The sequence below is a fragment of the Massilia sp. CT11-108 genome (genome assembly GCF_047302915.1).
In the GTDB taxonomy this organism is placed as follows: domain Bacteria; phylum Pseudomonadota; class Gammaproteobacteria; order Burkholderiales; family Burkholderiaceae_D; genus Telluria; species Telluria orientalis.
Genome location: NZ_JBKYMO010000130.1, coordinates 1 through 12,734, shown reverse-complemented (window position 1 = coordinate 12,734; position 12,734 = coordinate 1). Strand labels below are relative to the sequence as shown.

Here is a 12,734-nt window from a genome sequence, read left to right as displayed (position 1 = left end):
CGCGCGGCGCCTCGCGATCAGCGAGCGCACCCTGCAGCGCCGTCTTGCGAACGAAGGCACCGACTTTTCCACGCTCGTCGACGAGGTGCGCCGCACGATTGCGCAGCAATACCTGGGCAGCGACCGCATCAGCGTCAAGAACCTCAGCTACAAGCTGGGTTTCGCCGACCCCAGCGCCTTCCACCGCGCCTGCCTGCGCTGGTTCGGCAAGGCGCCCGGCGAATTCCAGCAGGACCGGCTGAACGCCCACGGACAAGCGGCCGTCAATGGGACCACAGGCGCAGCTGGCCCTGCATCTGCAATTCGCCGTTCAGGGTGACCTGCCCCAGGCTCTGCGTGACGGGCCCGCGCGGGTCGGCCTGCACGCTAAGCGAATCGAAGCCGGTGTCCGTGAACTTCGTCCACGCAGGTAGCGTCAAGGCGAGATAGTTCGTGCCGTCCGCAGCCGTCTGCGGGCTGATGTTCAGGCCCACCATCTGGATCACGCCCCCGATGTTTTTCAGGACCGTGTACGTCGTGCGGCCGTCGACCGTCTGGCCGATGGTCAGGCGGCTGTCGCCCACACTGCCGTCGCCCGGACGGTTCAGTTGCAGGCGCACGGCGAAGCTGACGCCGTCGGCGCCGCGCACCTGCGCGAGCTCTTCATCGGCCAGCGGCTGCGGCCCCGCCAGCGCGCACCGCGCCGTGCAGAGCAACAGGATGGCAAGGAGGACGAGTCGGCGCGTGCTCACTGGCGGAACTTGACGTCGAGGTACTGCAACTGGATGGATCCGATGCGCGAGCTGCCCAGGTCCATGTTCGCCCCCGCGTCGCTGCGGAAGCCGATGTTCCCGATCTGCAGCGTGCCGCTCGGTGCCGCCTGGCCCGCATCGGGCCAGTTGACGCCGATGTGCAGGCTCGAATTACCCGCCGCGTCCGTGCGCGCATTGAAGATGCCGGCCTGGCTCGTCACGTCGGCAATGCGCCACGGCGACGTGGGCGCGGAACCGTCCGCCGTCGCCGCGCCGATCTTCACGTTGGACAGCACCATCGCCTCGCCCGTCGCCTCGCGTCCGTTCGGCGCCAGCGTCAGGCTCCCGAGCTCGATGCGTGTGGCGAGGCCGAACGCGAGGCCGTCGCCCACGGCCGGCGTCGACCACTGCAGGCCGCCGCCGTAGACCACGAGATCCTTGAGGATCACGCTGCCGTTCCTGACGTCGAAGCCGCCGGCGTTCACGCCGAAGTCGTAGGCGACCTGCCAGACTTCGCGGCCGGCCGCGGTCTCGGGAAAGGCGATGTTGATGATGTCGGCGCGGCCCGGGCCGCCCGCGAGGATGTCGAGGCGGTACGGATCGGCGAACGGCGCGTCCGTGTTGTCGGAACGCGATGCGGCCAGGTTGCCGATGCCGACGCTGCCGCCGCCGGGCGCGTAGTAGCGCAGCTCGGCGTTGCCCGACATGGCGAAATTCGACAGGTTGAAACTCATGCCGTCGCGCCCCGCCACCTTGGCGAGCGCGCTGTCCGGCAGCGGTTCGAGCGCCGCGGCCAGCACCGGCGCGGACAACAGGATGGCAGCGGCGACGGCGCGCATCAATGCCCCGCCGTGTTATTGGCCGGCACGGTGCCGGTAAGGTTCAGCGCGGTCAGCCTGTCGCGCCAGTTCAGCCAGATGCCGGCCTGTGCCTCGGTCGGCGCGGGCATGCCGGCGGCGGCCTGGAATGTCACGGGTTGCTTGAGGATCGCGATCCAGAAATCGCGGCTCGGACCGTTCGCATCGCCCGCCGTGACGCCGCCGACGTTGGCGAGCGGCGTGCAGCCCGTGCACGTGCCGTCCCAGCGCTTGCCGCCGCCGGCGTCGTTCATGCTGTCGATGACGCCGGCGGCGCCCGCGTCGATGCGCATGGAACCGGACAGCGTGGCGATCTTCATGCCGATGTCGCCGGAGATGCCGTCGAAGCCGAGGCGCATGCCGACGATCTCGCGCTGGCTGCCGCTGCCCGTGGCGGTGTTCTTGTAGACGAATTCGAAATAGGGGTTCGTGATCTGCACGACCCGCTGTGCCGCGGAAGCGTCGGTGCGGCCGAACTGCAGCGCGCCGATGTCGAGGTCGGCGCCGGACCCGTTGCGCGGCGCGTACGTGTATTCGCCCAGGCGCATGTTGGCGAGGTTGGCGTTCAGCGTGACGTCGGCGTCGAGGCCGATGCGCGTGAAATCGAAACCGCTGTAGCTGGAATTACTGACCGTGAACAGGCCCTGGCCGCTGACTGTGGACAGTTCGGTGTCGGACATCGGGCGCATCTGGGCCGATGCCGCGCAGGGCAACAGCGAGAGTGCCACGAGGGACGCAGTGAGCAAGGTGCGCATGGCCTAACCAGGGAAAAACAATGGTCAAAAAAACGGCCCGGGGCAAGCCCGCGGGCCGTCCATCACCCAACCCGAGCCGCTTAGTGCGCCCAGATGTAGACGGTGGTGCCTTGCAGCTTGATGTCGTTGGCCGCGAACGAACCGTAGGAAGCGGTCGAGTTGCCCATCTTGATCGAGTCGACCGACATGCTCAGGTTCTTGTTGGTGTCGATCAGCGGGATGGCGATCTTGACGACGTCGCCCGCCGGCATGAAGGCGGCCAGGCCGGCACCGCCGGTCACGCCCAGGACGCTCGATGCGCCCGACGCCGCGCTGGCGTCGGCCTGGAACGTGGCGTTGTCGATGATGTCGATGGTTGCAGCGATGGCACCGGCGATCTTGATGTTGTTGAAGCTCACCGAGCCGCCCGCGGTATCGGTATCCGTGTAGACGAACGAACCGATGTTCACATGCAGGTCAGCGGCGATCGACACACCGTCACGGCCCGAGACCTTGGACAGTTCGGCATCGGCGATCGGGGTCAGGGCCGATGCGTACGAAGCGATCGAGGACAGGGCGGCAACGACGGTCAGTTGTTTCAGCAGTTTCATGGTATCTCCAGTGTTATTGTGATCGACGGAATCTCTTCGGGCTTCCCCGCGCGTCCGCTTCGGATCCTCTGCGGCTTGTGGCCAATCGGGACGGGTGCGTCGGGACCGCTTTTGCCTTAATTGGAAGTCAATTAAGTGGAAATAATGTTATTCCTTCCAATGCAATAACCACATCGTTTTGTCCTTGCCCGGGAAGCCAAATCGATGGATTCCCGAGCCATAAAAAAACCCGCTGCGAACAGCGGGTTTTTCGTTGGAGCCGGTGAAGCTTATGCGGCTTCGCGGCTGGCCTTCTTGCGCTCGTGCTCTTTCAGGTGGCGCTTGCGCAGGCGGATGCTCTTCGGCGTGATCTCGACCAGTTCGTCGTCCTCGATGAACTCGACGGCGTATTCCAGCGACATCTGGATCGGCGGCACCAGGCGCACGGCTTCATCGGTACCCGACGAACGCACGTTGGTCAGCTGCTTGCCCTTGATCGGGTTGACGACCAGGTCGTTGTCGCGCGAGTGGATGCCGATGATCATGCCTTCGTACACCGGGGTGTTGTGCTCGACGAACATGCGGCCGCGGTCCTGCAGCTTCCAGATCGCATAGGCGACGGCGGCGCCGTCGTCCTGCGAGATCAGCACGCCGTTGCGGCGGCCGGCCAGCTCGCCCTTGGTGTTGTCCACCGGTGCGTAGGCGTCGAACACGTGGCTCATCAGGCCCGTACCGCGGGTCAGCGTCATGAAGTCGCCCTGGAAGCCGATCAGGCCACGGGCCGGGATACGGTATTCCAGACGGACGCGGCCTTTGCCGTCCGATTCCATGTTCTGCAGGTCGCCACGGCGGCGGCCCAGTTCTTCCATCACGCCGCCCTGATTCACTTCTTCGACGTCGACGGTCAGGTTCTCGTACGGCTCGCACTTGACGCCGTCGATTTCCTTGTACACGACGCGCGGACGCGACACCGCGAGCTCGAAGCCTTCACGGCGCATGTTTTCCAGCAGGATGGTCAGGTGCAGCTCGCCGCGGCCCGACACTTCGAACACGGTGTCGTCCGGCGTCGGCAGCACGCGCAGCGCGACGTTCGCCTTCAGTTCGCGCTCGAGACGTTCGCGCAGCTGGCGGCTGGTGACGAACTTGCCTTCGCGGCCGGCCAGCGGCGAATTGTTGACCATGAAGTTCATCGTCAGCGTCGGTTCGTCGACGGTCAGCATCGGCAGCGCTTCCGGCACGTCCGGTGCGCATACGGTCGAGCCGATGCCGATGTCTTCGATACCGTTGATCAGCACGATGTCGCCGGCGACGGCTTCATCGACCAGCACGCGCTCCAGGCCCTTGAAATTCAGCACCTGGTTGATGCGGCCCTTGATCGGGGTCGAGTCGGGGCCGTTCATGACGACGACGTCCTGGCCGGCCTTGACGCGGCCGCGGCTGATACGGCCGATGCCAATCTTGCCGACGTACGACGAGTAATCCAGCGACGTGACCTGCATCTGCAGCGGGCCGTCCGGGTTGTCGTCACGCACCGGCACGTATTTCAGGATGGCGTCGAACAGTGGCTTCATGTCGCCGCCGCGCACGCTTTCGTCCATGCCGGCGTAGCCGTTCAGGCCCGACGCGTAGACGATCGGGAAGTCCAGCTGCTCGTCGTTGGCGCCCAGCTTGTCGAACAGTTCGAACGTCTGGTTGATCGCCCAGTCGGCGCGCGCGCCCGGACGGTCGATCTTGTTGACGACGACGATCGGCTTCAGGCCCAGCGCCAGCGCCTTGCGCGTGACGAAGCGGGTCTGCGGCATCGGGCCTTCCTGGGCGTCCACCAGCAGCAGCACCGAGTCGACCATCGACAGCACGCGCTCGACCTCGCCGCCGAAGTCGGCGTGGCCCGGGGTGTCGACGATGTTGATGTGCGTGCCTTCATACTCGACCGCGCAGTTCTTCGACAGAATCGTAATGCCGCGTTCTTTCTCGAGGTCGTTCGAGTCCATCACGCGGGTGTCGACCGCCTGGTTTTCACGGAAAGTGCCGGATTGGCGCAGCAGCTGGTCCACCAGGGTGGTCTTGCCGTGGTCAACGTGGGCGATGATTGCGATATTACGAATCGCGCGTTTGGTGTCTGACATATGCGTTTTCAACAGTGAAATGTTGCGTGATGGGCGGAAGAGCTCGAGACTTTCGACTTCCGGAACCCACTAGTATAGCATGCTTACAGGCCTCTGCTGCGCCGCAACGGCCCGCATCGCCAGAATAACGCCGAAATATTGAATGACGATGACGTCAGGCGCGCAGTGCCCAGGCGCCGCTGAGCCACAGGATGAGTCCGGCACCGAGGAAACCCACCGGCGCCGCCGGGCCGCCGCTCGCCAGCCGCGGATACAGCGCGGCGAACGCGACCATGGCCACGCCCGTCACGTAGTGCGGCGGATTCCTGAACACATGGGCCAGCGGCAGGAAGTGCAGGCCGATGATGGCGATGGCCATCGGGATGATCCACGCGCCCTTGCCCAGGTTGACCAGCACCTGCGCGAGGACGAAGATGGCGGTCCATTGTGCCGCGTTCACGATGTTGAAGACACGCTTCATGCGGCGCCGCTCCGGCGTGTCCTGCGCGTGCGCCAGCGCGGGCGCGTAGCGGCGGTAACGGCGCCAGGCGACGGCCAGCAGGGCCAGGGCCACGAACGCGATGCCGGCACATGCCGGGGCGCCCTCGTGAGCCTGCGTCGCCCAGCCTTCCAGCCAGACGGCGCCGAACACGAAAAAGAACATGGCGCCGGTGGCCCGGCCGGCCAGTTGCGCTTCGGTGCGGAGGGAGTCGGTCGCTTGCATCTCTTGATTCTGGCGCAATGTTGACGCCAGAGCAAACGGTTAACCTTGCGGCCGGGCGATCAGCCGTTCCGGCGCCAGCACGCCATAGTCCTGCAGGATCGCCGTGCCCAGCAGCTTATCGCCGTGGTAGACACGCACCCTGCCCGGCGTCTCCGGCAGCGTCACCGGCTCGCGGTTCAGCGCGAGGCGCTGGCCGTTGAGGAAGCGCGCGGCCAGTTCGGGGGTGAGCTCGACGCGCGGGAAGCTCGACAGCAGCGCATCGACGGGTGCCAGCAGCGACAATGGATTGTCGTGCGCCTGCAACTGTTCCAGGGTGACCATGCCGTCGACCGTCAGCGCGCCGACCTGGATCCGGCGCAGCGCGTTCAGGTGCGCGCCGCAGCCGAGTTCGGCACCGATGTCCTCGCCCAGCACGCGCACGTACGTGCCCTTGCTGCACGTGACGCGGATCGTCAGCATCGGGGCGTCGTACGCCAGCATCTCGAGCTTGTGGATCGTGACGGGACGCGCTTCGCGTTCCAGCGTGATCCCTTCGCGCGCGTACTGGTACAACGCCTTGCCGTCGCGCTTCAGTGCCGAATACATCGGCGGGATCTGCAGGATGGGGCCGCGGAACTTCGCCAGCGCCGCTTCGATCTGCTCGACCGTGACGTTCACGGGACGCGTCTCGACGGCCTCGCCTTCGGTGTCGCCCGTGGTCGTCGTGATGCCGAGGTGGACGACGGCGTCATACGTCTTGTCCGCTTCCAGCAGGTCTTGCGAGAACTTGGTCGCCTCGCCGAAGCACAGCGGCAGCAGGCCGGTGGCGAACGGGTCCAGCGTGCCGGTGTGGCCGGCCTTCTTCGCGTTGACGACGCGCTTTGCCTTGATCAGCGCATCGTTGGACGACAGGCCGACCGGCTTGTCGATGAGGAGCACCCCGTCGACGAGGTCGCGGGGCTTTTTCGGGGGACGTGCGTTCACTCGGAATCCTCGGCAACGTCGTTGCCGGTAACCCCTCGATCAGTTTCGATGTGGCCGGTGTCGGCCACATCGTCTTTTGCTCTTGTCGCGTTCGCCTGGTCGATCAGCGCCGACAGCGCGAGGCCGCGGCTCGTCGACGTGTCGTGCACGAAGTGCAACTGCGGCAGCGTGTGGATGTGCAGGCGCTTGCCGAGCAGGTTGCGCAGGTAGCCCGACGCCTTGGTCAGGCCTTCCAGCGTCTGCTTGATCTCTTCCGGGCTGTCCTTGAGCAGCGTGAAATAGATCTTCGCGTGCGCGTAGTCCGGGGTCAGCTTGACCTCGCTGATGGTGACCATGCCGACGCGCGGGTCCTTCAGTTCGAAGGCGATCAGTTCCGACAGGTCCTTCTGGATCTGGTCGGCCACGCGCAAACCGCGCTGGGGAATGCTTTTGCTATGTTTTGCCATATTCGTTTACTGCCGTGTATTCTTGTTATCACCCGTCATTCCCGCGAAAGCGGGAACCCATACTGACGTTCAGAAATCGAAAAACAATCGACTTCGATCACTGTATCGATCGAGCCATCAGCGCAACCCGATATGCTCAGCATGGATTCCCGCGTGCGCGGGAACGACGAAAAATGATTTGGGGCCAGTCGCCCCGCGCCGCAAGGCGCGAGCTCCTGGCCCCAAATGGTACTCCGATCGGCAAAGGCCGTGATTACAGCGTACGCGCCACTTCCTGAACTTCGAAGACTTCCAGGGTATCGCCCACCTGGATATCGTTGTAGTTCTTCAGCGACAGACCGCACTCCAGACCGGCACGCACTTCCTTGACGTCGTCCTTGAAGCGCTTGAGCGAGTCGATCTCGCCCGTCCACACGACGATGTTGTTGCGCAGCAGGCGGACCGACGAGGTACGCTTGACGACGCCGTCCGTGACCAGGCAGCCCGCGATCGCGCCGACTTTCGACACGAGGATGACCTGGCGGATTTCCACCTGGCCGGTGACGTGCTCGCGCTTCTCCGGTGCCAGCATGCCCGACAGTGCCGTCTTGATCTCGTCGATCGCATCGTAAATGATGCTGTAGTAACGGATGTCGACGCCGTTCGTTTCCGCCAGCTTGCGCGCCTGGGCGTCGGCACGGGCGTTGAAGCCGATGATGACTGCCTTCGACGCGGTTGCCAGGTTGACGTCCGACTCGGTGATGCCGCCGACGGCCGCGTGCACGATCTGCACACGCACTTCCGACGTCGACAGCTTCTGCAGCGAGCCGACCAGCGCTTCCTGCGAACCCTGGACGTCGGTCTTGACGATGAGCGGCAGGTTCTTGACTTCGCCTTCGCCCATCTGGTCGAGAATGTTCTCCAGCTTCGCTGCCTGCTGCTTGGCCAGTTTCACGTCGCGGAATTTACCTTGACGGAACAGTGCGATTTCGCGCGCCTTGCGTTCATCGGCCATGACCATGACTTCCTCGCCCGCGCTCGGGACTTCGGTCAGGCCCTGGATCTCGACCGGGAAGGACGGACCGGCTTCGGCCACCGACTTGCCATTTTCGTCCAGCATCGCACGGACGCGGCCGAAGGACGATCCCGCCAGCACGACGTCGCCGCGCTTCAGCGTACCCGACTGCACCAGGATGGTGGCGACCGGGCCGCGGCCCTTGTCCAGGCGGGCTTCGACCACCAGGCCACGGGCCAGCGATTCCACCGGCGCCTTCAGTTCCAGCACTTCGGCCTGCAGCAGCACGTTTTCCAGCAGGTCGTCGATGCCCTGGCCGGTTTTCGCCGACACCTGGACGAACGGCGACTCGCCACCGTATTCTTCCGGCACGACGCCTTCAGCCACCAGCTCCTGGGTCACGCGGTCCGGATTCGCGCCCTGCTTGTCGATCTTGTTGATCGCCACGACCAGGGGAACGCCGGCCGCTTTCGCGTGAGCGATTGCTTCCTTGGTCTGCGGCATCACGCCGTCGTCGGCCGCCACCACGAGGATGACGATGTCGGTCGCCTTGGCACCACGGGCACGCATGGCGGTGAACGCCTCGTGGCCCGGGGTATCCAGGAAGGTGACCATGCCGCGCGGCGTGTCCACGTGGTAAGCACCGATGTGCTGGGTAATGCCGCCGGCTTCGCCCGCCGCCACCTTGGCGCGGCGGATGTAGTCCAGCAGCGAGGTCTTGCCGTGGTCGACGTGACCCATGACGGTCACGACCGGCGCACGCGGCTTCAACTCGAAATCGGCATGCTCGCCGTGGTCGGCCAGCAGCGCTTCCGGATCGTCCTCGGCGGCGGCGAAGGCCTTGTGGCCCATCTCTTCCACCACGATCATCGCGGTTTCCTGGTCCAGCACCTGGTTGATGGTGCACATCTGGCCCAGCTTCATCAGCTGCTTGATGACTTCCGATGCCTTGACGGCCATCTTGTGCGCCAGTTCGGCGACGGTGATGGTCTCCGGCACGTAGACATCCTTGACGATGGCTTCGGTCGGGGCCTGGAAGTTCGATTCGCGATCGTCGTGGCCGCCACGACGGCCGCCACGGCCGCCGCCTGCACGCCAGCCGTCACGGCCGGTCGGCGCCGCGTTGCCGCGACCCTTCGTACCGCCGCTCGGACCGCCGCGCTTCTTGTCGTCCGACCAGGTCGAGGCCACGTTGGCCGACTTGATCGATTTCTTGTCGCCCGGCTTGGCACGGCCGCCCGCACCGTCGGCCGGCTTGGCTTCGGCCGGTTTCGCAGCCGTCGCCGGCTTGTGCAGGGTGCTCGGTTCGGCCGCCTTCGGTTTCGCAGCCGGCACCACTTCCGGCGCCTTGATCACGCGGCGCGGCTGGGCCATCATCGCCTTGATCTGGGCAACTTCGTCGGCCACGGCCTTGCGTGCACGCTCGGTGGCGGCAGCGCGTTCGGCGGCTTCCTTCGCGGCCTCTTCGGCCTTGCGCTTGGCTTCCTCGGCAGCCGCTTTCTTGGCTTCCTCGGCGGCGGCGCGCTTCGCTTCCTCGGCGGCGTTGGCAGCACCTGCCGACGCCTGGGATGCTTTCTGCGCCTCGTTGGCACGGGCTGCCTCGGCTTCCGCGGCTTCGCGCTTGGCGCGCTCTTCCGCGTCGCGCTTGGCCTGCTCTTCGGCCGCCTTGGCCTGCTCGGCCTTTTCGGATTCGAGCTTGGCCAGGCGTTCCTGCTTCTCGCGCAGTTCCGCTTCCTGGCGCGCGATCAGCTCTGCCTGACGGCGCGCTTCTTCATCGCGACGCGCCTGCTCGGCGGCGTCGACGACCGGCGACTGCTGGGCAGCCGCTTTCGGCGTGACGAGATCGTCACGTTGCACGAAAGTGCGTTTCTTGCGCACTTCGACCTGGATCGTGCGCGACTTGCCACTGGCGTCAGCCTGCTTGATCTCGGAGGTTTCCTTGCGGGTCACCGTGATCTTCTTCTTTTCGCCGGATTCGGCGGCACCGTGGGTACGGCGCAGATGGTTCAGCAGCTTATCCTTATCATCCTTGGACAAGGGGTCTGACGTCGAACTTTTCTCGACGCCGGCAGAACGCAGCTGCGTCAGCAGCAAATCTGCAGGCATCTTCAGTTCGGTGGCAAATTGGGCTACGTTGTTACTCGCCATTCAGTCCTCTTTTCTATGTGTCGCGAGATGATAAAGAAATTTGCTAGCTTAATAAAGCGCGAAGACCGGAAAGCGATATGCTCCGGTCTGTCGCGTCTCATTTATGCCTTGGCCGTTTCGACCTGGCTCCAGGCTTTTGCCTGGAGGGCCTTGGCCCGGTCGTCGTACTTGGCGTCGACCAGTTTCATCTCATCGTCGGTCACATCATTAAATTCGTTCTTGATCAGTTCACGGGCACGATCGGTCGGGAGCGCCAGGATGGCGCTGAACTCGTCGTAGGCCAGACCCGCGAATTGCTCCAGGGTCTTGATACCGGCCAGGCCCAGCTTGCCGGCAGTGGCGCGGTCCATCCCTTCCAGGTTGGCCAGCGCCTCTTCCATACCCTCGAGACCTTCTTCCGAAGCAATCGCCTCGGTCACCAGCGCGTCGCGTGCACGGGTGCGCAGTTCATTGACGGTGTCCTCGTCGAACGATTCGATCTCCAGCATTTCGGAGATGGGCACGTATGCGACTTCTTCAAGGCTCGAGAAGCCTTCTTCGACCAGGATGTTCGCCACTTCCTCGTCCACGTCCAGCTTTTCCATGAACAGCGTGCGCACGGCAGCGGTTTCCTGGGCAGCCTTGTTGGCCGACTCTTCGGCGGTCATGATGTTGATCTTCCAGCCGGTCAGCTCGGACGCCAGGCGTACGTTCTGGCCCGAACGGCCGATCGCGATCGCGAGGTTTTCCTCGTCGACGACGACGTCCATCGCGTGCTTCTCTTCATCCACCATGATCGACGACACGTTGGCCGGAGCCAGCGCGCCGATCACGAACTGGGCCGGATCTTCCGACCACAGCACGATGTCCACGCGCTCACCGCCCAGCTCGCCGGTCACGGCCTGCACGCGCGAACCGCGCATGCCGACGCAGGTACCGATCGGGTCGATGCGCTTGTCCGCGGTAAAGACAGCGATCTTCGCACGGACGCCCGGGTCGCGGGCGGCCGACTTGATCTGCAGCAGACCCTGCTCGATCTCGGGAACTTCGAGTTCGAACAGTTTCATGATGAATTCCGGTGCCGTGCGCGACAGGATCACCTGCGGGCCGCGCATGTTGCGGTCCACGCGCAGGATGTAGGCACGCACGCGGTCGCCGATGCGCAGGTTTTCCTTCGGGATCATCTGGTCGCGCGGCAGGCGCGCCTCGATCTTGCCCGATTCGACGATCGCATCGCCGCGCTCCATGCGCTTGATGGTGCCGGTGACCAGCGCGTCGCCGCGCTCCAGGAAGTCCTGCAGGATCTGCTCGCGCTCGGCGTCGCGGACGCGCTGCAGCACGACCTGTTTCGTGTCCTGGGCGAAGCGGCGGCCGAACTCGACCGACTCGATCGGCTCTTCGATGTACTCGTCGACTTCGATGTCCGGAATCTGTTCCTTGGCTTCGAAGTGCAGGATTTCCTGGTCCGGCAGTTGCAGACCGGCCTCGTCCGGCACGACGTGCCAGCGGCGGAAGGTTTCGAATTCGCCCGTGTCGCGGTCGATGGACACGCGAATGTCGACCTCGCCTTCGTAGCGCTTTTTCGTAGCTTGCGCCAGGGCGAACTCAAGCGCCCCGAAGACCACTTCCTTATCGACGTTCTTTTCGCGCGCGAGCGCATCAACCAACAACAAAATTTCGCGACTCATGCTTTGCGACTCCTAAAATCCACCTTTGGCACCAGGCGTGCCTTGTCCAGTTCGGCCAGCGTAAATTCGAGCAACGCCGGACCATCCTTGCTTTCAAATTCCAACCCGATCTTGTCACCTTCCGGCGCATGCAGGATGCCCGTCCAGGTCTTGCGGTTCGCGGTGCCGGGCATCGCGACGCGCAGCTTGACGGTGCATTCGCTGCCGGCAAAGCGTTCGAAGTCGGCCAGGGTGCGCACCGGACGGTCCAGTCCGGGCGACGACACTTCCAGGCGCTCGTAGTCGACGTTTTCGACCATCAGCACGTGCGACAACTGGTGGCTCACCGTGGCGCAATCCTCGACCGAGATCGGTCCCTTTTCGTCCGCCACTGCCGCCGGGAAGTCGATAAACACGCGCAGGATGCCTCGCTCGGCCCGTTCGATATCGACGAGGTCGTAGCCCAGTCCGCTGACTGTCGTGGCAATCAAATCAAACAACTGCACAGGTTCTCCACGGTCCGGTGCCGGACCCTTAAAACGATTCAACAAAAAAAAAATGGGCAACTGCCCATCTTTTGTATTCCCAACTGGAGCTTGTTCGCCAAAACAATATTGGGAAGCACTCGGGTTAGACATGCATTATAACCCGATACAGGGTCGGCCGCAATCGCCGCACTGCAAAATGAACAGCTATGCAACAGTTTACACGTTTGAAGAACACGGCGCTGCAAGCGATTCATTTTCGCGCGGCATGACCCAGGTCATGCGGCCCGGGGGGGGGGGGGGGGGGGGGG

Annotated in this window: 12 protein-coding genes; 1 reads left to right on the top strand and 11 read right to left on the bottom strand. The window is 64.3% G+C overall.

The features are described from left to right. A partial coding sequence (locus tag ACEN88_RS12885) for a helix-turn-helix transcriptional regulator (RefSeq protein ID WP_413340105.1) occupies positions 1-319 on the top strand: 319 nt, incomplete at its 5' end. Here ACEN88_RS12885 and ACEN88_RS12880 read toward each other — a convergent pair. From ACEN88_RS12880 to rimP, 11 genes are all read right to left on the bottom strand, one after another. Next, the gene (locus tag ACEN88_RS12880; protein WP_413340104.1) at positions 264-731 is read right to left on the bottom strand and encodes a hypothetical protein; all 468 of its coding nucleotides are present in this window, start codon (positions 729-731) and stop codon (positions 264-266) included. The two genes, ACEN88_RS12885 and ACEN88_RS12880, sit on opposite strands and share 56 nt — an antisense overlap. Continuing rightward, a complete protein-coding gene (locus ACEN88_RS12875; RefSeq protein ID WP_413340102.1) occupies positions 728-1,570 on the bottom strand; it encodes a hypothetical protein in 843 nt (280 codons plus the stop codon). Before ACEN88_RS12875 ends, ACEN88_RS12880 begins: the two co-directional genes overlap by 4 nt. Next, positions 1,570-2,343 carry a hypothetical protein gene (locus tag ACEN88_RS12870; RefSeq protein WP_413340100.1) on the bottom strand — a complete coding sequence of 258 codons (774 nt, stop codon included), beginning with the start codon at positions 2,341-2,343 and terminating at the stop codon, positions 1,570-1,572. Before ACEN88_RS12870 ends, ACEN88_RS12875 begins: the two co-directional genes overlap by 1 nt. Before the next feature lie 80 nt (positions 2,344-2,423). Beyond that, positions 2,424-2,933 (bottom strand): DUF6160 family protein, encoded by a 510-nt coding sequence (locus ACEN88_RS12865; RefSeq protein ID WP_371763683.1) that lies wholly within the window; start codon positions 2,931-2,933, stop codon positions 2,424-2,426. A gap of 269 nt (positions 2,934-3,202) precedes the next feature. Continuing rightward, complete coding sequence (typA, locus tag ACEN88_RS12860; protein ID WP_413340098.1) at positions 3,203-5,038, bottom strand: translational GTPase TypA; 1,836 nt, start codon at positions 5,036-5,038, stop codon at positions 3,203-3,205. Positions 5,039-5,192: 154 nt separating this feature from the next. After that, entirely contained in the window at positions 5,193-5,741 is a 549-nt protein-coding gene (locus ACEN88_RS12855; protein WP_413340097.1) for a hypothetical protein, read from the bottom strand. Between the two features lie 39 nt (positions 5,742-5,780). Then, positions 5,781-6,704: a tRNA pseudouridine(55) synthase TruB gene (gene truB, locus ACEN88_RS12850; RefSeq protein ID WP_413340095.1), complete on the bottom strand. Its 924-nt coding sequence runs from the start codon at positions 6,702-6,704 to the stop codon at positions 5,781-5,783. Next, entirely contained in the window at positions 6,701-7,150 is a 450-nt protein-coding gene (gene rbfA / locus ACEN88_RS12845) for a 30S ribosome-binding factor RbfA (RefSeq protein WP_259448932.1), read from the bottom strand. Before rbfA ends, truB begins: the two co-directional genes overlap by 4 nt. A 253-nt stretch (positions 7,151-7,403) precedes the next feature. Further along, positions 7,404-10,292: a translation initiation factor IF-2 gene (gene infB, locus ACEN88_RS12840; RefSeq protein WP_413340093.1), complete on the bottom strand. Its 2,889-nt coding sequence runs from the start codon at positions 10,290-10,292 to the stop codon at positions 7,404-7,406. Between the two features lie 101 nt (positions 10,293-10,393). Next, positions 10,394-11,959 carry a transcription termination factor NusA gene (gene nusA, locus ACEN88_RS12835; RefSeq protein WP_413340091.1) on the bottom strand — a complete coding sequence of 522 codons (1,566 nt, stop codon included), beginning with the start codon at positions 11,957-11,959 and terminating at the stop codon, positions 10,394-10,396. Continuing rightward, entirely contained in the window at positions 11,956-12,444 is a 489-nt protein-coding gene (gene rimP / locus ACEN88_RS12830) for a ribosome maturation factor RimP (protein ID WP_413340089.1), read from the bottom strand. The genes nusA and rimP overlap by 4 nt, the downstream gene beginning before the upstream one ends. Between the last annotated feature and the right edge of the window lie 290 nt (positions 12,445-12,734).